The following is a 21,660-nucleotide window of genomic DNA, read 5'->3' as shown; positions in this document are numbered from 1 at the left end:
GGGAAGCCATTGCTTCCCCGGCCGCTGCTTGTGCGCCGACGCCATGAGCGACGACAATGCCCAAGGGCCACGCAGCCCTTTTCGACAAGACCGACGTCGCAACGACTCATTCAGGGAGACATGAGGATGAAGGCATCTTTGCTACGCTGTGCTGCGGGCGCGATGATCCTGGCCGGCTTGACTGTGCATAGCGCGGCTATGGCCAATGACAGTTGGAAAGAGGCGGATGCCAAGGCGCGGGCCATCGTTGATCAATTGACGCTGGACGAAAAAGTCGAACAACTCCTCAACGTGGCACCGGCCATCCCCCGGCTCAAAATCCCGGCCTATAACTGGTGGACCGAATCGCTGCATGGCGCGATCGGCGCAGTTCCGACCACCAATTTCCCAGAACCGATCGGGCTCGCCGCGACATTCGATGCGCCGCTGATCAAGACGGTTGCGGCCACCATCAGTACGGAGGTGCAGGCGCTTCACACACTCGGTCGCCAGACCGGCCATCTCGGCAAGATCGGCACGGGCCTCAACACCTGGTCGCCCAACATCAATCTCTTCCGCGATCCCCGATGGGGCCGCGGCCAGGAGACCTATGGAGAAGACCCGTTCCTGACGGCCCGGATCGGCGTGGCCTTCATTCAGGGGATGCAGGGCGACAATCCCGATCTGCCCGACATCGTCGCCACACCCAAGCATTTCGCCGTCCATAGCGGGCCGGAACCAAGCCGCCACACCGACAATATCTTCGCGACCAAGCGCGATCTGGAGGACAGCTACCTGCCCGCCTTCCGCGCCGCCATCGTCGAGGGCAAGGCCGGGTCGATCATGTGCGCCTATAACCGGGTCGATGGCCAACCCGCCTGCGGGAGTCCTATGTTGTTGCAGGATTATCTGCGCGATGCATGGGGCTTTACCGGCTATGTCGTGTCCGATTGCGACGCCGTCGTTGACATATATGACAACCATAAATTTGCGCCCGACGCCGCAACCGGTGTCGCGGTCGCACTGCGCCAGGGTGTCGATAGCGAATGCAATAATGCGACGCTCAATGGCCAGACAGGTCTGGGCGATCGCTACAAAGCCTCGCTCGCGCGCGGCTATATCGGCATGAGCGACATCGACACCGCGCTCGTCCGGCTGTTTTCCGCGCGCTATCGCAATGGCGACCTCCCCGGCCTCTCGACCCGCAAGCCCAATGCCATGCCGGTCAATCGGATTGGGACGGCGGAGCATCAGGCGCTTGCCCTGACCTCGGCGGAAAAGAGCCTGGTCCTGCTCAAGAATGACGGCATCCTGCCGCTGAAGGCCGGAACGAAGATTGCCCTGGCCGGCCCGCTGGCCGACGCCACGCGCGTCTTGCGCGGCAATTATTCCTCGCCCCGCAGCGCTCCGCCCATTTCGGTAGCCGACGGCATCCGGCAGGCGATGCCCGGCTCTGCGCTCACCCTCATCCCCTTTGGCCCCTCCATTACCGATGGCGATCCTGTTCCCGGCACAGCGCTGTTGACCCCGGACGGCAAGCCCGGTCTGCGCGCCGAATATTTCAATGCCAGCGGGGATGTTGATTTCGAAGCCACGCCCGTGCTGACCCGCGTAGAAACAAGCCTCGTTTCCCGCGCGAGTGAATTCCAGCAGGTGTCGAAACGCTATAAGGTCGTCTGGACCGGCTATCTGGTCGCGCCGGAAACGGGGCTGTATCGCGTCGCGCTGACGGGCGTCAAAGGCACCGTCTCGCTCGAGGGCAAAGCCGTGGTCAGCGCCGAAGACTATTCGCGCTGGGCCGAACCGCTCGATCTGACCGATGTTCGCATGACCAAGGGCCAGCGCTATGCCATCCGGCTCCAGGGGGAGAGCAGCATCGCGCCAAGCCCTACCATCTTCTGGAAGCGCATTTCCGACAATGTCGATCGCGACCTGGCGGACGGCGCGAAGGATGCCGATGTGATCGTCGCCGTCGTCGGCCTGACGTCCGATATCGAGGGCGAGGAAATGCCGGTCAAGATCGAGGGCTTTATCGGCGGCGACAAGACATCGCTCGACCTGCCCAGCGATCAGCACGCCTTTCTGGAAAAGGCCAAGGCGCTGGGTAAACCGCTGGTCGTGGTTGTCATGAACGGCAGCGCGGTCGATCTATCCTGGGCCAAGGATCATGCCTCGGCCATCGTCGAGGCCTGGTATCCCGGCCAGTCGGGCGGGTTGGCGGTCGCCAATGTCCTGTCGGGAAAGACCAATCCGGCCGGACGCCTGCCCGTCACTTTCTACAAGAGCGTCGATGATCTCCCACCCTTTACCGACTATGGTATGGACGGGCGCACCTATCGCTATTTCAAGGGGACGCCCGTCTATCCGTTCGGCCACGGCCTCAGCTATACACAGTTCAGCTATGCAGCACCCACATTGGGCGCGACGGACACCATTGCCAAGGACGGCCTGACCGTACGCACAGTCGTCACCAATAGCGGCGCACGGGCGGGCGATGATGTCGTCCAGCTTTACGTAACGCCCCCCGGCTTCGATGGCGCACCCCGCACAGCCCTGCGTGGCTTTGCCCGCGTTTCGCTCAAGCCGGGCGAAGGGAAGGAAGTCGCCTTCACCTTGTCGCCCCGCGACTTGAGCTTCGTCACGCGGGATGGCGTGCGCGCGCTCATCCCCGGCGACTATCAATTGAGCATCGGTGGCGGGCAGCCGGGCACCGGCAGCCCGGTCCAGACCGTCGGCTACACCATCCGCGAGAGGGTCGACCTGCCAAAATGACAGGCGGCCATCTGGGACAGCTAAATAGATAAAAGGCAAAGGAGAGATGCAGATGAAACGCATATTTGGTTTCGCCACAATGATCGGAGCAGCCACTTGGCTCATCACAGCGCCGATCGCGGCCCAGGCCCAGGACGACAAGATGGTGCCGATCGCCATCCCCGCCCAGCCGACCGCCATTGAACTGGGAACGCCTGCCCTCCCCGGTGCCACCGCCAAAGAATCCTGGCACAGCCAATATGGTAGCCTGTTCGCCCGCAACGTCACGGTCGCAACCCTCACACCCTTCCTGCCCGATCCCGCCAAGGCGACCGGCGCAGCCATCGTCGTGGCGCCGGGCGGCGGATTTCGAACCCTGTCGATGAACAATGAAGGCTGGGATGTGGCCAAGGCGCTGGCTGATCGCGGCGTTGCCGCTTTCGTCCTGAAATATCGCCTGCGCCAGACGCCAGCGGACATGCCGGCCTTTGAAAAGTCGATGCAGGAGATGTTTTCCACTACCGCTCGACCACCCCGCCCAGCCCCCGACCCCAATTTCGGCGACCTCTCGCCTCAGATCGCCGATGCCCGCGCCGCCTTCGCGCTGATCCGTCAGCGCAAGACCGAATGGGGCGTCGATGCCGATCGGATCGGCATGGTCGGCTTTTCCGCCGGGGCCATGCTGACCATGGCGACGGCGCTTGCGGGCCAGGATGCCAAGCCTGCCTTCATCGGCAATATCTATGGCCCGCTATCCTCCATGAAAGTCCCGGCCGACGCGCCGCCGCTGTTCGTGGCCCTGGCCGCCGATGACCCATTCTTCGCCAATGGTGGCATCGCCCTGGTCGACGATTGGCGTGCCGCCAAGCGCCCGGCCGAATTCCATCTCTACGAACGCGGCGGCCATGGCTTTGGCATGTATCAGAAGGACACGACCAGCACCGGCTGGTTCGACGCCTTCGTGCGCTGGATCGGCATGCACGGCGCGCTCACGCGCTAGGCCTATTCATTCACCTACGCTCTGCGTCAATCTTCCACTACCGTTCAGGCTGCATGTTCGATAACGCTGGGCATGCAGCCTGCGAATCCGGGTAGAAGGACAGAGAGCGGATAATGACGATAGCGCGTATTTTTGCCGGATCTTTGCTTGCCTTGGCGACAATCACGCCTGTAGCGGCCCTCGCGCAAGCAGGCGATGCCGTGAAGGGCAAGGTGGTATTTGCCCGTTGCGCGCTCTGTCATGACGTAAAGCCTGGCCCCAAGAAAATGGGTCCGGCACTCAACGGCCTGTTTGGGCGGACGTCAGGAACCATCGCAGGCTTCACTTACTCGCCCGCCATGCAAAAGGCGAAGATACGGTGGGATGCCAAGACATTGGATGCCTTCCTCGCCAAACCCAGCGCTGTCGTTCCGGGCAATCGCATGGCCTTTGCCGGTGTGCCGCAGGCTGCGGACCGCGCCAATCTCATCGCATATCTCAAGGGTGCCACGAAGTAGCTTCCGGCATCAATCATGGCGGTAGAGGTGGGCGATCTGCGCGGCGATGTCGCGTGGCGTCAGCCGCCCCGGACGATACCAGTCCGCCACGCTGTTGAGCTGCGACAGCAGCAGATTGCGATAGAGCGACCGGTCGATCTTAGCCGGTAGCGGCAGCGCGGCGACGATAGCGCGGAACAATTGTTCGAACCGGTCGCGCCGTTCGACCAGCGCCACGCGCACGGCGTCGGGCACTTCGCGAAAATCATTCATCATCGGCATGGTCAGCGAATCGGGATCGAGCTGGACTTCCAGCAGCGCGCCACAGGCCGCTTCCAGCTGTGCCCAAGGATCGTCCTGCGCCGCTACGGCCGCTGCGATCCGCGCCTCGGCACCGTCCAGCGCGGCGTGATGCAGCTCGACGAACAGCGCGTCCTTCGATTTGATATGGTGGTAGAGTGAGCCGCCCAGCACGCCAGCCGCCTCGCCGATGTCGCGCATCGACGTGCCGCGATAACCCTTGCGCGCGAAGAGTTGCGCGGCGATCGCCAATATCTGACCCCGCCGCGTGCCCGCGCCGTCCGTGTCTTCACCCTTGGCCTGTGCGTCTGTCCTGCTCATGCAGCGCGACCTAGCATATTCGATCGCCAGAGATCATCCGCCTTGGCGTGTGCGGAAAGGGGCACTGCATTATTCACTTGCAACTCTCCCCCGGCTTACTGTATCCCAAGCATACATTCTATCGGGAGCAGGATCATGGAAAACCAAGAAGACGTCGTTTCCTTTGCGGTCGAGGACGGCATCGCCTGGGTGAATTTCAATCGCCCCGCCAAGCGCAACGCGATGAGCCCCACGCTGAACCGCCGCATGATGGAGGTTCTGGACGAGCTGGAATTTCGTGACAATGTCGGCGTGCTGGTGCTGAGCGGCGAAGGCACGGCCTGGTCTGCGGGCATGGACCTGAAGGAATATTTCCGCGAAACCGAAGCCGACGGCCTGCGCGGCGTGCGCAAGTCGCAGCGCGAAAGCTATGGCTGGTTCCGCCGCCTGCGCTGGTATCAAAAGCCCACCATCGCCATGGTCAATGGCTGGTGCTTTGGTGGCGGTTTCGGCCCCCTGTTCGCCTGCGACCTCGCCATTTGCGCCGATGAAGCGCAGTTCGGCCTGTCCGAAATCAACTGGGGCATCCTGCCCGGCGGCGGCGTGACCAAGGTGGTGGTCGACCTGCTGCCGATGCGCGATGCGATGTGGTTGACGCTGACCGGCGACCTGATCGACGGCAAGCAGGCGTCGGCCATGCGACTGGTCAATGAAAGCGTGCCGCTCGACCAGCTCAAGGACCGCACTCGCGAGGTTGCCAACAAACTGCTGGCCAAGAACCCGGTTGCGCTCAAATTCGCCAAGGATGCGGTGCGCCGGGTCAGCACCATGACCTATGACGAGGCGGAAGATTATCTGGTCCGCATGCAGGAAGCGGCCAATTTCCACGACAAGAGCGAAGGCCGCAAGGAAGGCATCCGCCAGTTCATCGACGAAAAGAGCTACAAGCCGGGTCTGGGTGCTTATGACCTGACCAAGGCGAAGGCACCGACAGAGGGCTGAGCAGCCCGATCGTCCTGAAACGCACCGGGGTCCGCCCCGGTGCGTATTTTCATGTTTGCGATATATCCACATCCATGAATTTGTGGCAGAATGTCCTTCAACCGGAGGAGGATTTTCATGCCCATAGCCACGACCCATGTCGGCAGCCTGCCGCGCGGCGACGCCCTGACCCCGTTGTTGCTGGCCCGCGACAAGGGCGAACCCTATGACGCGCAAGCCTTTGACACGCAAGTCCAGGCCGCTGTTACAGACGCGGTCACCGCCCAGATCGACGCCGGCGTCACCATCGTCAGCGATGGCGAATTGGGCAAGGTCGGCTATTCCACCTATATGATCGAGCGGTTGACCGGCTTTGGCGGCCATATCGACCGCAGGCCCGCCGCCGACCTCGCCCCGCTGCCCGAATTGCGGCAGAAGCTGGCTGGGATCATGGGCAGCCAGGAATTTACCCGCGCGTCCTGTATCGGCCCGGTGCGGCTGGTGACGCTGGAACCGTTGCATGACGATATCCGTCGTTTCAAGGCAGCGCTCGCGCCCCATGGCGAGGGCGTTCGCGCTTTCATGAATGCGGCTTCGCCTGGCCTGATCACCGCCTTCCAGGTCAACCGCCATTATCCCAGCCACGAAGCCTATCTGGCCGATCTTGTCGATGCGATGCGCGAGGAATATGAGACGATCGTGGCGGCAGGGTTCGACCTGCAATTGGATTGCCCCGATTTGGCGATGTCGCGCCACACCGGCTATCAGGATGCGAGTGACGAGGAATTCCTCAAGATCGCCTCCGCCAATGTCGATGCGCTCAACGCCGCCACCGCCAATATTCCGCCCGAACGGATGCGGATGCATATCTGCTGGGGCAATTATGAAGGCCCGCATGATCATGACATTCCGCTGGAAAAGGTGATCGACATCATCCTGCCCGCGCGCCCGGCCACCGTCCTGTTCGAAGCCGCCAATCCGTGCCACGAACATGAATGGGCGGTGTGGCGCGACGCGACCATACCCGATCACAAGATCCTGGCCCCCGGCCTGATCGACACCTGCTCCAACTATGTCGAACATCCCGAACTCATTGCCCAGCGGATCGAGCGTTTTGCCGGGATCGTCGGCAAGGACCGGGTGATCGCCAGCACCGATTGCGGGTTCGGCACCTTTGCCGGATATGGCAAGATCGACCCGGCGGTGACGTGGAAGAAGCTGCGTTCGCTCCGCGCCGGTGCGGACCTTGCGGACGCGCGGCTGTGAGCGAAGAGGAGCGCCGCGCGATCGAGGCGGATTGCGCCAGGCTGATTGCTCGCTACGCCAATCTCAACGACGCGGCCGACTGGCAGGGCGTGGCCGATCTCTATGCCGAAGACGGACGGATGGCGCGCCCGACCGCGCCGGACGACTGGACGCGGGGGCGCGCGGCGATCCTCGCCGCCTTCCTCGCCCGACCGGCGCGGACGACGCGGCATGTCTGTTCCAACGTCGTGATCGACGTGACCAGCCCGACGCAAGCCGTCGGCGAAAGCGCGATGCTGCTGTTCACCGGCGAAGGCGCGCCCAAGGTCGGATCGTTCCACGACCGTTTCGTCCTGACCGCGGCGGGATGGCGCTTTGCCGAACGGCGCGGTAGCCTGACCTTTTAACGGAGGGCGCCCATCATGAATGCCACCACGCCATCCACCGTCAAATCGGCGATGCGGACCATCGACATCATCGAATATGTCGTGGCGCGCCCGGCCGGTGTGGTGGCGCAGGAGATTGCGGCGGGCCTCGCCATTCCGGTGAGCAGCCTGTCCTATCTGCTCGCGACATTGGTGGAGCGGCATTATCTGGCGCGGGAGGGGCGGCGCTACCTGCCCGGCCCGGCACTGGCGCGGCTGGGGTCGCCGCGCGTTGCACTGTCGCTGGCGGACAAGGTGCGACCGCTGGTCCGGTCGCTGCGGACGCAGACCAACGAAACCGCTTCCTTCTTCGTGCGCGACGGGTGGCAATTGGTGGCGATCGTCACCGAGACGGCGGAACAGTCGCTGCGCTATTCGATCAGCGTGGGCACGCGTATTCCGATGCACAGCCTGGCGGCGGGCAAGGCGTTGCTCGCGAGCCTGGGCGACGAGGAGATCGACGCCTATTTCGCGCAGGTGCCGCTGGAACCGTTCACGCCGCAAAGCGTGACCGACGAACAGGCGTTGCGCACCGAACTGGCGGCGATCCGCGCGTCGGGCGTGGGGCGTACGCGCGAGGAATATACGCCGGGCATTTGCGGTCTGGGCATGGCGGCGGTGGTCGATGGCGTCGCGGTCGGCGCCTTCGCCGTCGCCATCCCCCTGCCCCGTTTCACCCCGGACCTGGAAACCCGCGCCGTCGCCCGGCTGGATCAGGCCGTCGCGCTGTTCACTGCGGCTGAGGCACCGCCGGTTTAGCAACACATGGGTCACAGCGCGAAGTTCACGATGTCGTCGGGCAAAAAGACCCAATGGTGCGTCAATGGTCCCGATAACGTACCGTTCAGGTAAGGCTGAAGCCACTATTGGGTCACAGTGACGCGACGGCGACGCGCCATTGGCGCGACACAGGCTCTGCCTGGCCATGGCGTGCGTCGGACGTGCTTTGGCGGGCTGGTCCATCTATCAGGATAGATCAGAGGAAATCCTACATTGGAAGGGGTTTTGATGCCGTGCCTATCCTTGGCTCCAACATGAGTGACCGCAGCATGCCAGCACCGATTCTCTACAGCTTTCGCCGCTGTCCCTATGCGATGCGGGCAAGGCTGGCGTTGGCCGTGAGCTCCATGGCTGTGGAACTGCGCGAAGTGAAGCTGTCGGCAAAGCCCGACGCGATGTTGGCCGCCTCGCCCAAGGGCACCGTCCCTGTGCTGGTCTTGCCCGATGGCACCGTCATCGACCAGAGCATCGACATCATGCGATGGGCTTTGACGCAGCATGATCCAGAAGACTGGCTGAGCCGCGACGATCCCACGCTCGTGGCGGCCAATGATGGCGCGTTCAAACATGATCTGGATCGCTACAAATATCCCGACCGTCATGGCACGCAGGCGGAAATCCATCGCGCAAGCGGATTGGCCTTTCTGCTGGAGATCGAACAACGGTTGGTGCGGTTCCCGCATCTATGCGGCCCGGCGCGCGGGTTCGCCGATGCCGCGATCATCCCGTTCGTGCGGCAGTTCGCCGCTGTCGACCCGGCCTGGTTTGCCATGCAGTCGCTGCCCAACCTTCGAAACTGGCTGTCCAGCTATCTGACGTCGGACCTGTTCGGTGCGATCATGATGCGCGTTTCGCCGTGGCGGCCGGGGGATGCGCCTGTGCGTGTGCGCTGGCAGGCAAGCGACCCGGACCGATAGAGTATCCGTGATGGTCAAGCGCATGCTGTGGTCCAGAGACGATCTGCCCTGAGTAGCGCATTTGCGGTGACGATGAGCTTTCGCATGATGGCTGTGATGGCGATTTTGGCGGGTTTTCCGGCAGCGATGAGCTGGAATGATTGGCACAGCAATAGCGGTCGCCGCGATTTTAGTCATCTACGAATCATTCGCAGGGTAGCAGCGCACTCAGATGTTCAGAACCGTCAAAGGTTGAAGCGGAAGCCGTAACCGATGCCCAATGTGAACTGCACTCTTCGCCCGCGCTCGCGGACGAGCGGCGAATGACCGGCCTCGCTCCCTAATCGATCGAGGCTGGTAAACAGGGTGATGGCGCTTTGCCGGTTCAGCGGGCGAAGCGCCGAACCACCGACACCATAAGACAGCAAGCCGCTCTTTGGCGAATAGGTACCGAGCCCGGATCGCTGCGACTGAATTGCATCGATGCCAAAATAGCTATCCATATAGGGTTTGCTGACGACGGTAGCGCGAGGACCGACATTGATGATCGTGCGTCCGCTGCGCATCTGATACGATATCGCCCCGTCCGCTAACACGGCTTCATGTCCGCCAAAACCGCGGCGGACTTCCAAACGGCCGCGCCAGGGGCCGATGCGTTTTTCAACGAAGCCGCCCAATTCGGCAGCAGCCGCGACATTGCCCATGCCGCGCAGCCCGTCGCTTCCGCCCGTGATCAGAAAAGGCGATCCTCCGCGCTCTTCATCACGCCCGAAGCGGACCTTGGCCAGCGGACCGGCCTTCCACCCGTTGGTGTTGACGGCGTTCCATCCCAATCCTTCGGGGATCGAAGCAAAGATCACGTCCCCATAATTGACCCGCAGATCGGGGAAGATCGACAAAGCCATGTCTCGCGACCCTTGCCACGCGGGGCTAAGGACCGGTGCCAGGCCGATCGTCACGCTCCATCCTACTTCGCCTCGGTCCAGGGGCCGACCCGCTACCGTTGCCGACTGCGTATCTGCCGTCTGGGAAAAACAGGGCTGGCCCGCACCCAGGGCGGCGATGGCCAAGAGATAGCGCATGTTCATCCTTTTCTCGGCAACCGTCGATGATGCCCAACAATTCGCGGCGACGGCCTTTTCTAATCGATCATGCCATGAACGCCAGCCTTCGCAGGAGAATTTGGGTGGGAGCCTCGCTTGCTTTCTGATTCAGACTGATTTTCTCGTCCCCAAACGAAAACGGGGGACGCCTTGCGGCATCCCCCGTTCCATTTCGCTTGTGAAAAGCGATCAGGCGTTCTTGGTGCGCCAGCCGTCGGCATAATTGTCGCGCGCGGCTTCCGAATAGGGGACCGAGGAGACGATCGCCTTGATTTCGGTCTGGACGTGGCGTTCGACGGTGGGCTTGGACGTGCCGCCATCGGGTTCGCCCCAGAGCAGGGTGACTTCGGTGCCGGGTTCGGCGACCTCGGCATCGACCATCGCCAGTGCCAGGAAGCGACCGGCGTTGATGGTGTAGCCGATCCAGGTGGACAGGCCGACCGTCTTGCCGTCCTTGAGCACCGCATCATAGGGATGCATGCAATAGACGGCGCTGGGGAATTCGAGGAACTTGGCCTTGTCGCCGGTCTGGAGCATCGAGCTCATGACGCGGACGATATCCTCATTGTCGAGCGCTAGCGTCACCTTGCGGCGGTGGGGCTGATCCTTGATCTTTTCCAGCGCTTCGCGGCCGATAAAGTCATGGTCGAACTTGACCATGATGCCATAGCCCAGCTCCCACGGATTGAGGTAATAATCCTCGATATTGTCGGAGACGAAGCTGCCGCCGAGCGAACATTTGCCTTCATAGCTGTTCTCGCTCGCCCACTCGCGGAACGCCTTGGAGCCTTCGCCGGTGTATGTGGCGGGCAGCGGCGAGGGGATCCAGCCGGATTCCAGCGTGTTGGACGAATAGGTACGGCCACCGCACAGGGTGAGGCCATAATCCTTACCCGCTTCGATCAGCGCGTTGCGGACGGTGTCATAATCCTTCCAGGGACCAAACAGCTCGTAGCCCGGCTGGCCGGCCATGCCGTGACGCAGCGCACGCACTTCGACGCCGGCGATCATGATCGGTGCCATGTGGAAGAATTTGAGGTCCGGCGGCGTTTCGCCCATTGCCTTTTCCAGCACCGGCATGGCGTTTGGCCCCTGCAGCTGGAAGCGATAATTGCGGCGATAGCCTTGGCTGTCGAGCGGACGGGCGATGGTGCGCTCGTCGCGTTCCACCGTGACGTCCCACTTGCCGGTCGAGGCCCAATATTCGACCCATTCGATCGACGGTGCGCGACCGACCAGCTCGAACTTTTCTTCTTCGAGATAGAAGAGGATGACGTCGCCGATCACATAGCCTTCGGGCGTGACGGGGGCAAACTGCTTGGCGCGGTTCGGCACGAAGCCCTTGAAGCTGTTGGGGGCGAGGTAGGACAGCATGTCGAACGCGCCGGGGCCGGTGACGAGCAGGTCGACCATATGGAAGCTCTGGTTGAACAGGACCGAGCTTTCCGCCCAGCTGCGCTGTTCGTCGCGCCAGTTGCTATATTCGCCAGGCACGCCCGGATAGGCGTTGGGACCGACCTGCTGGTTGCGCAGGAATTCGACGATGTCGCCCTTTTCGTCGAGCAGTTGCTGCAGGGATTTACCACTCATTCCATTCTCTCCTTAGACACGGAAAACATACTGAAATTGTTGCTCATGCAGGCGGCCATGACAGCCATTCCCACACAATCTGGTTGAACGCTTCGGGTGCTTCGGCGGGCATCATATGGCCCGCCCCTTCGACGACGCGCAGTTGCGCGCCGGGAATGGCTGCGACGATCGCCTCATGCTGGGCGACCGGCGACCATTGATCCTGCCGCCCCACCATGGCGAAGGTCGGGCAGGCGATCGTCGGCAGCAGGGCATCGACCGACGGGCGGTTGAGCAGCGCCTCGATCTGCGCCTCATAGACCGGCAGACCCGCCGAAACGGTCATGGCATAGAGGCTGTCCATCAGCGCCTCGTTCCGCAGGCCCGCAAAGCCGAGCATCGGCGGCAGCCATTGCGCCACCAGCGCAGCCATGCCCTGCGTCCGGCCGAGGTCTCGCAACGCATAGCGGCCTTCGCGCTCGCCGGGCTTGGGCGTGTGGACGCCGGTATCGACCAACGCCAGCCGCTCGATCCGTTCGGGGGCTTTGCGCACAACTTCCAGCGCGATGCGCGCGCCCATGGAATGGCCCAGCAGCGACACGCGCGCGGGCATATGCGTCAACACATAGTCGGCCATCGCCTCGATCCGGTCCGCACCGCCATAATAGCCGTCGATCGCGCGGCTGTCCGGGAAAGCGCTGAGCGTCGCGCCGAACATGCGCGAATCGCACATCAGCCCCGGAAGGATGATGAGAGGGCTGCCAGCGCCGTCTTGATCAGATGATTTCGCACTCATGAAAATTTCATATATACGAATGTAAGCAACTGCGCTAGAGGAAAATGCATCAAGGAAAGCCGCGTGGCCCAGCCCGAACACCATCATGGGAGAGAATGATGACCCTGCCGTCGATCCATCCGAACTGGGATCTGCCGCCCAAGGGCACGACCGATGGCTATTCGCTGGAGATCACCGCGAAGGACATCGATGCGCTGCGCGAGGCCGCGCCGACCATGGCCGCTGAAACGCCGGTGGCCGTCACCTTCCTACCCGGCGAGTCGCTGGAAGCGCGCATTGCTGCGGCAAAGCTGGTGCGGTCGCTGGGGTTTGAACCGATGCCGCATTTTTCCGCGCGGCGGCTGGAATCGGGCGATGATTTCGAAACCTATCTAGCCGCGGTCGTGCGCGAAGCGGGCGTCCAGCGCTGCTTCGTGATCGCGGGCGATCCACCCGAAGCGGCCGGCCCCTATTCGGACAGTATGGCGCTCATTCGCACCGGGGCGTTCGAGCGCGCCGGGATCAAGGCGATCGGCATTGGCGGGCACCCCGAAGGGCATCCCAATATGACGCCCGACCAATGTTTCGCCGTGCTGACAGAAAAATGCGCGGAAATCGAACAGCGCGGCATGGCCCCGCTGATCGTCACCCAATTCAGTTTCGATGCGGCTCCGGTGCTAAGCTGGCTGGCGGAATTGCGCCAGCGCGGCATCGACGCGCCGGTGCGGATCGGCATTCCGGGGCCAGCGGGGATCAAGACGCTGATGCGCTTTGCCGCCCGCTGCGGCGTCGGGGCATCGGCATCGGTGCTGACCAAATATGGCATTTCGATCACCAAGCTGATCGGCACTGCCGGTCCCGACAAGTTGGTCGATGCGCTTGCCAGCGGCCTTGGCGACCAGCATGGCAAAGTGCGCCTGCACTTCTATCCCTTCGGCGGCCTGACCAAGACCGTCGAATGGATCAATGATTATACGGCCCGCCACTGAGCGCGCATGATTACCGGAGAAGCGATGTGAGTGAAATCTGCACCCTGACCCTGCAATGCGACGACCGGCCGGGTCTGGTCGCCGATGTCGCCACCCTGTTGACCCAGCAGGGCGGCAACATCACCGACGCGCAGCAATTCAACGACAAGCTGACCGATCGCTTTTTCATGCGGGTGGAATTTGAGATCGCCCCCGGTGCCGTAGAAACGCTGCGGGCTGCTTTTGCCGGACTGGCGGACGAGCGCGGCATGGAATGGAATCTGCGCCGCCGCAACGAGCGGCAGAGGGTGCTCCTGATGGTCAGCAAGTTCGACCATTGCCTGGGCGACCTGCTCTACCGCTGGCGCATCGGTGAATTGAACATGGATGTCGTCGGCATCGTGTGCAACCATCCGCGCGAAGCGCTGACCATATCGCTGATCGGCGACGTGCCGTTCCACCATCTGCCGATCACCAAGGACACCAAGCCGCAGCAGGAAGCGCAGATCAAGGCGATCGTCGAGGAAACCGGCGCCGACCTCATCGTCCTGGCGCGCTATATGCAGATATTGAGCGACGATCTGGCGGGCTTCCTGTCGGGCCGCTGCATCAACATTCATCACAGTTTCCTACCCGGCTTCAAGGGCGCCAAGCCCTATCACCAGGCGCATGCGCGCGGCGTCAAGATGATCGGCGCGACCGCCCATTATGTCACCGCCGACCTCGATGAAGGGCCGATCATCCATCAGGATGTCGAAGCCATCAATCATGCCGACACGCCCGACGACCTGGTGCGCAAGGGCCGCGATATCGAACGGCGCGTGCTGGCGACGGCCGTGCAGCATCATCTGCAGGGCCGGGTGTTCCGCAACGGCGCACGCACCGTCGTCTTCAAGGCCTAAAGGCCCATGGCGCAGATCATCGACGGGCGCGCCATGGCGCGCACCCTGTCGGACGAAACGGCGGCGCGCGTCGCGGCGATGGTCGCGGATAGCGGCCAGCCGCCCGCGCTGGCGGTGGTGCTGGTCGGTGACGATCCGGCGAGCCAGGTCTATGTCCGCCGCAAGATCAGCGAATGCGTGCGGGTCGGCATCCGGTCGGTCGAACATCGGCTGCCGGTCGATCATCCGCAGGCCGCCCTGCTGGCGCTGATCGACCAGTTGAACGGCGATCCGGCCATTCATGGCATTTTGATCCAACTGCCGCTGCCCGCCCATATCGACGCGGCGCTGGTATTGGACCGCATCGATCCCGCCAAGGATGTGGACGGGTTCCACCCCGTCAATGTCGGGCGGCTGTCCACTGGCACGGGCGGGCTGGTGCCCTGCACGCCGCTTGGCATCATGCGGCTGCTCGACAGCGTGATCGATGATTATCGCGGCCTCAATGCCGTGGTCATCGGCAAATCCAATATCGTCGGCAAGCCGGTCGCCATGCTGCTGCTGGAGCGGGAAGCGACAGTGACCGTCACCCATATCGAAACGCTGCACCTGCCCGACATCGCGCGCAAGGCCGACATCATCGTCGCGGCGGCTGGCGCGCCGCATCTGGTGCGCGGTTATTGGGTCAAGCCCGGCGCGATCGTGATCGACGTCGGCATCAATCGCATCGCGCAGCCGGACGGATCATCGCAGATCGTCGGCGATTGCGCGACGCAGGAACTGGACCATGCCAGGGCGGTGACGCCGGTGCCAGGCGGCGTGGGTCCGATGACCATCGCCTGCCTGTTGCACAATACGGTATTGGCGGCTGAAAGGGCGAGGACATGACGGACAATATCTGCACGACCAAGGTCCGGGTGCGCGACCTGCCCCTGCTGGCCGACATCGGCATCAACCCCGACGAGATCGGACGGCGGCAACCGCTGGTCATTTCGGTCGAACTGACGCTAGCGGTGGGCCAGGTCGAGGCGATCGGCGAGACGGTCGATTATCGCAAGGTGGCGCAGGCCGCCGAAGATCTGGCGCTGGTGCACATCCCGTTGATCGAGATGTTCGCACAAAGGCTGGGCACCTGCTGCCTCGCCATGAATGGCGTCGTCGAAGCGCGGGTCAGCGTCGACAAGCCCTTTGCTTTGACGCGCGGCATGGCCGGGGCCGAGGTGACGGTCCGCCGGGGCTAAGCGCGCAATCCTACTCAAAATATGTGACGTTACTCACCCCGTTCGTCCTGAGTAGGCATTGAGCGAAGTCGAAATGGCGTATCGAAGGATTAAGCGCGTCGCTTGATGCTTCGATACGCGCCTTCGACAAGCTCTGTCGCTACTCAGCACGAACGGATGCTGCGCTATCTAGCGCGGCTCTGCCCTAGCCATTCTCATCGGCGTTGCGCATCTGCACCGCCAGCAGCACGGCGGCGGCCCCCAGCGACCCCAGCCCCAGCAGCAGCGAGGTCACCCCCCGCCCTGCCCCGGCGGCCAGCAATTGCCCCGCGAGGAATGGGCCGAGCGCTGCGCCGAAGCGTCCGAAGCCGATCACTGCCCCCGTGCCCGTCGCGCGCAAGGTGGTGGGGAAGACATTGGCGATCAGCGCATAGAGACCCACGACCGACCCATTGGCCAGGAAGCCCAGCACGAAGGCGGCAATCTGTAGCCAGAGGAAGTCGCCCGGCACCACGCCGAACACGGCCACCGCGGTGCCCGCGCCCGCCATGGCCAGCAGCAACAACCGCCGCAGGCCGAGCCAGGGCGACAGGAAGCCGAGCGTCAGCCCGCCAATCGCCCCGCCCATATTCATAAAGACCGACACGATGCTGGCGCGCGAAGGGTCGAACCCCAGATCGACCACCAGCGAGGGTGCCCAGCCCAGCGCATAGTAGAAGGTCATCATGTGCAGGCCGTAGACGATGATCAGCGCGATCGTGATGACCCGGTAGCGATCGAGGAACAGCGCGCGCATCGACGCCTTGGGCAGGTTCAGCGCGACCAGCTGCGCCGCTTGCGGTTGGCCCAGCCGGCGCAGGATAACGTTGATCTTCGCCAGCGCATCGGGCGCGCCGCGTGTGGCCAGCCAACCGATGGATTCGGGCAGGAACAACAGCACCAGCGGTATCATCAGCGCCGTCGCGCCTGCGCCAAACAGGAAGATCGCTTCCCAGCCGTCCGTGCGCAGCAACTGCGCCGCGCCCCAGCCGCCGATGATGCCGCCGACCGGATAGCCCGCCGCCATGATGCTGACAGCCAGGTCGCGGCGGCGGCGATTGGCGAATTCGGCCGACATGGCATTGATCGCCGCCAGCATCGCGCCCAGTCCAAGGCCCGTCAGAATGCGCAGCACACTCAGCATCACCACCCCTGTCGCGAAGGCGGAGGCGAGCATGCCGAACGTCATGATGACCAGGCACAGCAAAATCTGCCGCCGCCGCCCGATGCGATCGGCCAATTGGCCGAGCGTCAGCGACCCGATCACCATGCCGACCAGGCCGGTCGAGACGATGATGCCGATCGCGCTCGGCCCAACGCCCCAATCCTTCGCGATGCCAGGGGCCGCAAAGGTCACAGCCAGCACGTCGAACCCGTCGAGCGCATTGAGCAGGAAGCAGATGAAGATCGCCACCACCTGCGGCAGGCGCATCGGCCGGTCTGCCAGGATGCTGCGCGGATCATCCGCAGGCAGGGTTATGCTCGACATGGGGGACATTCTCTCCGGCACTTGTACCGTCATTGTATGCTGGCGAAACAATTTGCCAAGTCAAATCGCCGCCAGCGCCTCCCGCGTCAAAGCGAGATGAGCGCGTCGAGCGCCAACGCCCCCTTGCCCTGCGGATAGACGATCACCGGGTTGAGATCGACCTCGCGGATCGCCGGGGTCGCCGCGACCATCTGGCCGAGCCGCTGCACGACATCGGCGACCGCTTCGATGTCCATGACCGGCGCGCCGCGGAAGCCGTCGAGCAAGGGAGCCATGCGCAGTTTGCGAATCCGCGCGATGATCGCCGCGCGCGGCAGGTCGGGCGGGAGCAGGCAGACATCGTGGAGCAGTTCGGCCGCAACACCGCCAAAGCCGACCAGGATGGTCGCGCCCCAATGCGGGTCGTTGCGCGCGCCGACGATCAGCTCGACGCCCTTGCCCGCCATCCCCTCGACCAGGACGCCATCAAGCGTCAGGTCGGGGCGCGACGCGGCCAGATTGGCAGCGAGGCGCAACCAGCCATCGACCAGTTCCTCGCGGCTTTTGAGGCCGACGATCACGCCGCCGGCATCGCTCTTGTGCGGCAGTTCGGGCGATTGCGCCTTCAGTACGACCGGATAGCCGAGGCGATCCGCTGCCAGCACCGCCTCTTCCAGCGTCTGCGCCAAGGCGAAGGCGGGGAAGGCAATGCCGCGCGCGCCCATAATCTCCTTGGAGCGATATTCGGGAATGGTGCTGCCCTGCTGCGCCAGATCGGCGACAGGTTCGGCGTTGAGCGGTTCAGCCGCGAAATCACGCGCAGCCGCGCCGCTGATCCGCGCCAGCGCGCGGACGGCGCGTTCGGCGGTGGGGAGATAGGTCGCGCCCGCTTCGCGCAGCGCCGCAATGTCCGCATCCAGCACGCCGCCGCCTTCATCGACCCCGCCGATAATGATCGGCTTGGTCGGACGCAGCGTCGCGAGGGCATCCAGCACTGCGGCGAATTTGATATGCGATGTCGCAGGCGCGGTCTGGATCAGCGTCACCAATATGGTGCCTATACGGTCATCATTCACCAAAGCGGACAAGGTGCGGCCATAAAGGCCTGGATCGACCAGCCCCTGCGCAGTGACGTCCAGCGGGTTGGTGACCGGCACGAAATCGGGCAGGGCCGCGCGCAACGCCGGGCTGTCGGCATCGCTCAAGGCAGGCAGGTCCAGCTCGACCGCTTCCGACAGGTCGAGCATCATCGCCTTGAACGCGCCCGATTCCGCGATGACGCCAGTGCCGCCCGTGCCGATCGCTGCGTTGCGCGCCAAAATCTCGACCACGTCGCCCAATTCTTCGAGCGAATCGACCAGGATCACCCCGGCGCGTTCGACATGCACCGCCATGACGGCATGATCGCCCGCCATCGCCCCGGTATGGGTGGCGGCGCTCGCCGCGCCAGCGGCGCTGCGGCCCGGATGCAGCAGCACGACTTGCTTGCCCGCCGCCCGCGCCGCGCGCGCGGCGGCGAGGAAGCGAGCGGGGTCGCGAATATGTTCGGCGATCATGCCGATGACGGCGGTGTCGGGCTGATCGACCAGATAGGCGAGATAATCCTCGATCCCGCTGGCCGCTTCATTACCGGTGGATATATAGCAATTCAACGGCACGTCGCGATGGATCATCGTCGTCGCCAGCACCGCGGCCATCGCGCCCGATTGCGACACGATGCCCACCCGCCGGTCGCCCTGCGCGCGCGCTGGCGGCATGTCGATGAAGGTCAGCGACACATTGTCGCGGAAATTGACGAGGCCGAGGCAATTGGGGCCTTCCACCACCATCCCCGCTTCGCGGGCGATCCGGGCGATTTCCTCCTGGTCAGCCAGGCCCTGCGGGCCGTCTTCGGCAAAACCGGCCGAGAAGATCACCGCCGCACCCGCCCCGCGCCGGGCCAGGCCGCGCATCGCGTCCAGCACGCCGACGCGCGGGATCGCCAGGATCGCGGCATCGACGCCTTCGGGCAGGTCATCCACGGACGCGACGCAGGGCCGCCCACCAATCTCTGTACGCTTTGGGTTTACGAGGTGAATGGCCCCGGCAAAGCCTTGCCGCTCCAAATTGGCCAGCACCGATGCGCCGAGCGCGCCCGGCTTGTCCGATGCGCCGATAATCGCCACTGATCGCGGCCGCAGCAGCCGGTCCAGGTTCATCATGTCGGTCACGCGCGATCCTCCCCTACAGGCGGCAAGGCTTCGAATCAGCCGCCCAATGTTGGCAACATTGTGCGCCAGGGATACAATTTACGCAACCCGTTTAGGCGATACCAGTGTCCGCTTCGCTGTCCGATATAGGCTCTTCCCCGCTGATCTTGCGCAGCAGCACCAGCAGTTGTTCAGCCTCTTCGCCGCTCAAACCCTGGGTCATCCGAGCATCGGACTGATGCACCGCTTCGATCATCGCGCCAATCTGCACTTCCCCTTCGGGCAGGAGAAACAGCGCATTGGTGCGAAGATCCCGTCCGGCCCGCCGTTCGACCAGCCCGCGCTCCTCCAATATGTTGACCAGCTTCATCGCGCTGGACCGGTTGACGCTCAGCGCCCGGCCAAGCGCCGTCTGGTCGCAGCCCGGATTATCGCGGATCAGCAGCAGCGCAGTGAACTTGGCCGGCGACAGGTCGAACGGCGCCAGCGCGGCGCGGGCATCCGCCCCCATTACGAGATGGGCGCGCTGGATCTGATAGCCTATCAATCCGCGCAGATCGGTCCCTTGGTTCATCCGCTCCAATCATCCCTTGCCAATATTGTATCCTTAGCGCACAAATATATGCTACAACGCGCCAGCGCGGAAAGCGATAGCCAAGACGCAAGGCGCGTGACCGGATAATGCAGGAGAGAAGAGCGATGGACCATGATTTCCGCATGCTGATCGATGGCGAATTGACGCCCGGTGTCAGCCAGTTCGACGTCGTTAACCCCGCGACAGGCACTGCCTTCGCCCAATGTCCCAAGGCGGACGAGGCGATGCTGAACCGCGCCGTCGCCGCCGCCAAACGTGCCCAGCCCGGCTGGGCGGCTACCCCGATCGAAGAGCGTGCCGCGCTCGTCAACCAGCTCGCCGACGCGCTGGAAGCACGAATCGGCGAATTTGCAAGCCTGCTGACCAGCGAACAGGGCAAGCCGCTCGATCAGGCCGGCTATGAGATCATGGGCAGCGTCTTCACCCTGCGCGCCTTCGCCGCGATGCGGGTCGAGCCCAAGGTGCTGAAGGACGAAGGCGGCAACCGCGTCGTCGAACATCGCACGCCGCTGGGCGTCGTCGCGTCGATCACGCCCTGGAACTTCCCGGTCATCCTGCTGATGAACAAGCTGGGGCCAGCTTTGGTCACCGGCAATTGCATGGTCGCCAAGCCCGCGCCGACGACGCCGCTGACAACCTTGTTGTTCGGCGAAATGGCGCAGGCGATCCTGCCGCCCGGCGTCCTCAACATCGTCTGCGACCAGAATGAGCTGGGCGCGCTCATCACCGGCCATCCCGACATTGCCAAGGTCGCCTTCACCGGATCGACCGCCACCGGCAAGAAGGTGATGGCATCCTCGGCCGGGACGGTGAAGCGCGTGACGCTGGAACTGGGCGGCAATGACGCCGCGATCGTGCTGGACGATGTCGATGCGCGGCAAGTGGCGCAGAAAGTCTATCAGGGCGCGATGACCAATGCGGGGCAGATCTGCATCGCGATCAAGCGCGCCTATGTGCCCGCCCCCATGTATGACGAATTTTGCGATGAGCTTGCGAAGCTCGCCAAGGCGGCGATCGTCGATGACGGATCGAAGCAGGGCACGACGATCGGGCCGATCCAGAACCAGATGCAGTTCGACAAGGTCAAGGCGCTGATCGACGATGCGCGGACGCGCGGCACCGTGCTGGCGGGCGGCGATGCGCTCGACCGGCCGGGCTATTTCATGCCACCCACGATCGTCCGCGATCTGGACGATGACGCGCCGCTGGTGCGCGAGGAACAGTTCGGCCCGGTGCTGCCCGTGCTGAAATATGACGATATCGATGATGTGATCGCGCGCGCCAATGACAGTGACTATGGCCTGGGCGGCACCGTATGGGGCAAGGATCTGGCGCGGGCGACCGATGTCGCGATGCGGATCGATTCCGGCACGGTCTGGGTCAACCAGCATATGGCGATCGACGCCAACATTCCCTTCCGCGGCGTCAAGCAATCGGGCCTGGGCGCGGAACTGGGCGAAGCCGGGCTGCTGGAATATACCCAGGCGCATATCGTCAACGCCATTGCGCTCGAAGACGCCTGAACGGCTGACGGATACAGGCATTAGCGGGGGTGAAGGAGCGCAACGCTTCTTCACCCCCTTTTTTTGACATAATCCACCTAGTCATTCGACATATTCGACACTTTCGTTCGTGCAGTCATCATAGCCTCAACCCTTGGGACCAATCCCTGGTTGTGGCGTTTCGGCGCGCATCCGGTGACTGTGTTCCCCACCTCTTC

21 protein-coding genes and 1 pseudogene are annotated in these 21,660 nt (G+C 63.5%); 14 read left to right on the top strand and 8 right to left on the bottom strand.

Going from position 1 to position 21,660, the window contains the following annotated elements; all coding sequences use genetic code 11:
* Window positions 1-126 precede the first annotated feature (126 nt).
* The 3 genes from ACZ2HM_RS19590 (at window position 127) to ACZ2HM_RS19580 (ending at window position 4,227) form a co-directional block, all read left to right on the top strand.
* Window positions 127-2,751 (top strand): glycoside hydrolase family 3 C-terminal domain-containing protein, encoded by a 2,625-nt coding sequence (locus ACZ2HM_RS19590; RefSeq protein ID WP_470427282.1) that lies wholly within the window; start codon window positions 127-129, stop codon window positions 2,749-2,751.
* Between the two features lie 52 nt (window positions 2,752-2,803).
* On the top strand, window positions 2,804-3,730 hold the full coding sequence (locus tag ACZ2HM_RS19585; RefSeq protein WP_470427281.1) for an alpha/beta hydrolase: 927 nt from the start codon (window positions 2,804-2,806) through the stop codon (window positions 3,728-3,730).
* A gap of 113 nt (window positions 3,731-3,843) precedes the next feature.
* Window positions 3,844-4,227: a c-type cytochrome gene (locus ACZ2HM_RS19580; protein WP_470427280.1), complete on the top strand. Its 384-nt coding sequence runs from the start codon at window positions 3,844-3,846 to the stop codon at window positions 4,225-4,227.
* 9 nt (window positions 4,228-4,236) lie between these two features.
* On the opposite strand, the gene ACZ2HM_RS19575 is transcribed toward ACZ2HM_RS19580, so the two are convergent.
* Window positions 4,237-4,827: a TetR/AcrR family transcriptional regulator gene (locus ACZ2HM_RS19575; protein ID WP_470427279.1), complete on the bottom strand. Its 591-nt coding sequence runs from the start codon at window positions 4,825-4,827 to the stop codon at window positions 4,237-4,239.
* Between the two features lie 135 nt (window positions 4,828-4,962).
* On the opposite strand from ACZ2HM_RS19575, the gene ACZ2HM_RS19570 reads away from it, so the two are divergent.
* The 5 genes from ACZ2HM_RS19570 (at window position 4,963) to ACZ2HM_RS19550 (ending at window position 9,154) form a co-directional block, all read left to right on the top strand.
* Window positions 4,963-5,808 (top strand): p-hydroxycinnamoyl CoA hydratase/lyase, encoded by an 846-nt coding sequence (locus tag ACZ2HM_RS19570; protein ID WP_470427278.1) that lies wholly within the window; start codon window positions 4,963-4,965, stop codon window positions 5,806-5,808.
* A gap of 117 nt (window positions 5,809-5,925) precedes the next feature.
* The gene (locus ACZ2HM_RS19565) at window positions 5,926-7,053 is read left to right on the top strand and encodes a cobalamin-independent methionine synthase II family protein (RefSeq protein ID WP_470427277.1); all 1,128 of its coding nucleotides are present in this window, start codon (window positions 5,926-5,928) and stop codon (window positions 7,051-7,053) included.
* On the top strand, window positions 7,050-7,439 hold the full coding sequence (locus tag ACZ2HM_RS19560) for a nuclear transport factor 2 family protein (protein ID WP_176482816.1): 390 nt from the start codon (window positions 7,050-7,052) through the stop codon (window positions 7,437-7,439). The genes ACZ2HM_RS19565 and ACZ2HM_RS19560 overlap by 4 nt, the downstream gene beginning before the upstream one ends.
* 15 nt (window positions 7,440-7,454) lie before the next feature.
* Window positions 7,455-8,216 (top strand): IclR family transcriptional regulator, encoded by a 762-nt coding sequence (locus ACZ2HM_RS19555; protein WP_470427276.1) that lies wholly within the window; start codon window positions 7,455-7,457, stop codon window positions 8,214-8,216.
* Window positions 8,217-8,506: 290 nt separating this feature from the next.
* Complete coding sequence (locus tag ACZ2HM_RS19550; protein ID WP_470427275.1) at window positions 8,507-9,154, top strand: glutathione S-transferase; 648 nt, start codon at window positions 8,507-8,509, stop codon at window positions 9,152-9,154.
* Window positions 9,155-9,168: 14 nt separating this feature from the next.
* Here the strand turns inward: ACZ2HM_RS19550 and ACZ2HM_RS19545 are convergent.
* Both ACZ2HM_RS19545 and ACZ2HM_RS19540 read right to left on the bottom strand, forming a co-directional pair.
* Window positions 9,169-9,285, bottom strand: a pseudogene (locus ACZ2HM_RS19545) (IS110 family transposase); the annotation flags it as partial.
* Between the two features lie 93 nt (window positions 9,286-9,378).
* Window positions 9,379-10,032, bottom strand: a complete 654-nt coding sequence (locus ACZ2HM_RS19540; RefSeq protein WP_470427274.1) for a MipA/OmpV family protein — start codon at window positions 10,030-10,032, stop codon at window positions 9,379-9,381.
* A 181-nt stretch (window positions 10,033-10,213) separates the two neighbouring features.
* Here ACZ2HM_RS19540 and ACZ2HM_RS19535 point away from each other — a divergent pair, with 181 nt between their 5' ends.
* A complete protein-coding gene (locus ACZ2HM_RS19535) occupies window positions 10,214-10,459 on the top strand; it encodes a hypothetical protein (RefSeq protein ID WP_470427273.1) in 246 nt (81 codons plus the stop codon).
* Here the strand turns inward: ACZ2HM_RS19535 and desA are convergent.
* The gene (gene desA / locus ACZ2HM_RS19530) at window positions 10,426-11,826 is read right to left on the bottom strand and encodes a syringate O-demethylase (protein ID WP_470427272.1); all 1,401 of its coding nucleotides are present in this window, start codon (window positions 11,824-11,826) and stop codon (window positions 10,426-10,428) included. The two genes, ACZ2HM_RS19535 and desA, sit on opposite strands and share 34 nt — an antisense overlap.
* Window positions 11,827-11,869: 43 nt before the next feature.
* Window positions 11,870-12,601 (bottom strand): alpha/beta fold hydrolase, encoded by a 732-nt coding sequence (locus ACZ2HM_RS19525; protein ID WP_470427271.1) that lies wholly within the window; start codon window positions 12,599-12,601, stop codon window positions 11,870-11,872.
* A gap of 98 nt (window positions 12,602-12,699) precedes the next feature.
* On the opposite strand from ACZ2HM_RS19525, the gene ACZ2HM_RS19520 reads away from it, so the two are divergent.
* Genes ACZ2HM_RS19520 through ACZ2HM_RS19505 form a run of 4 tightly spaced genes read left to right on the top strand, consistent with a single transcriptional unit; the run spans window position 12,700 to window position 15,670 of the window.
* Window positions 12,700-13,569, top strand: a complete 870-nt coding sequence (locus ACZ2HM_RS19520) for a methylenetetrahydrofolate reductase (RefSeq protein ID WP_470427270.1) — start codon at window positions 12,700-12,702, stop codon at window positions 13,567-13,569.
* Between the two features lie 26 nt (window positions 13,570-13,595).
* Complete coding sequence (purU, locus tag ACZ2HM_RS19515) at window positions 13,596-14,450, top strand: formyltetrahydrofolate deformylase (protein ID WP_470427269.1); 855 nt, start codon at window positions 13,596-13,598, stop codon at window positions 14,448-14,450.
* A gap of 6 nt (window positions 14,451-14,456) precedes the next feature.
* Window positions 14,457-15,317, top strand: coding sequence for a bifunctional methylenetetrahydrofolate dehydrogenase/methenyltetrahydrofolate cyclohydrolase FolD (folD, locus tag ACZ2HM_RS19510; protein ID WP_470427268.1), 861 nt, complete (start codon window positions 14,457-14,459; stop codon window positions 15,315-15,317).
* Complete coding sequence (locus ACZ2HM_RS19505; RefSeq protein ID WP_470427267.1) at window positions 15,314-15,670, top strand: dihydroneopterin aldolase; 357 nt, start codon at window positions 15,314-15,316, stop codon at window positions 15,668-15,670. Before folD ends, ACZ2HM_RS19505 begins: the two co-directional genes overlap by 4 nt.
* A 184-nt stretch (window positions 15,671-15,854) precedes the next feature.
* Here the strand turns inward: ACZ2HM_RS19505 and ACZ2HM_RS19500 are convergent, their stop codons facing one another.
* The 3 genes from ACZ2HM_RS19500 to ACZ2HM_RS19490 form a co-directional block, all read right to left on the bottom strand.
* On the bottom strand, window positions 15,855-17,177 hold the full coding sequence (locus ACZ2HM_RS19500; protein ID WP_470427266.1) for an MFS transporter: 1,323 nt from the start codon (window positions 17,175-17,177) through the stop codon (window positions 15,855-15,857).
* Window positions 17,178-17,263: 86 nt separating this feature from the next.
* Window positions 17,264-19,357 (bottom strand): acetate--CoA ligase family protein, encoded by a 2,094-nt coding sequence (locus ACZ2HM_RS19495; RefSeq protein ID WP_470427324.1) that lies wholly within the window; start codon window positions 19,355-19,357, stop codon window positions 17,264-17,266.
* 100 nt (window positions 19,358-19,457) lie between these two features.
* On the bottom strand, window positions 19,458-19,919 hold the full coding sequence (locus tag ACZ2HM_RS19490; protein WP_037476844.1) for a MarR family winged helix-turn-helix transcriptional regulator: 462 nt from the start codon (window positions 19,917-19,919) through the stop codon (window positions 19,458-19,460).
* A gap of 125 nt (window positions 19,920-20,044) precedes the next feature.
* Here ACZ2HM_RS19490 and ACZ2HM_RS19485 point away from each other — a divergent pair, with 125 nt between their 5' ends.
* Window positions 20,045-21,463 (top strand): aldehyde dehydrogenase family protein, encoded by a 1,419-nt coding sequence (locus tag ACZ2HM_RS19485; RefSeq protein ID WP_470427265.1) that lies wholly within the window; start codon window positions 20,045-20,047, stop codon window positions 21,461-21,463.
* Window positions 21,464-21,660 lie beyond the last annotated feature (197 nt).

It is taken from the genome of Sphingobium sp. KKT206, assembly GCF_055640555.1.
This window is presented reverse-complemented; position numbering and strand designations above follow the sequence as displayed.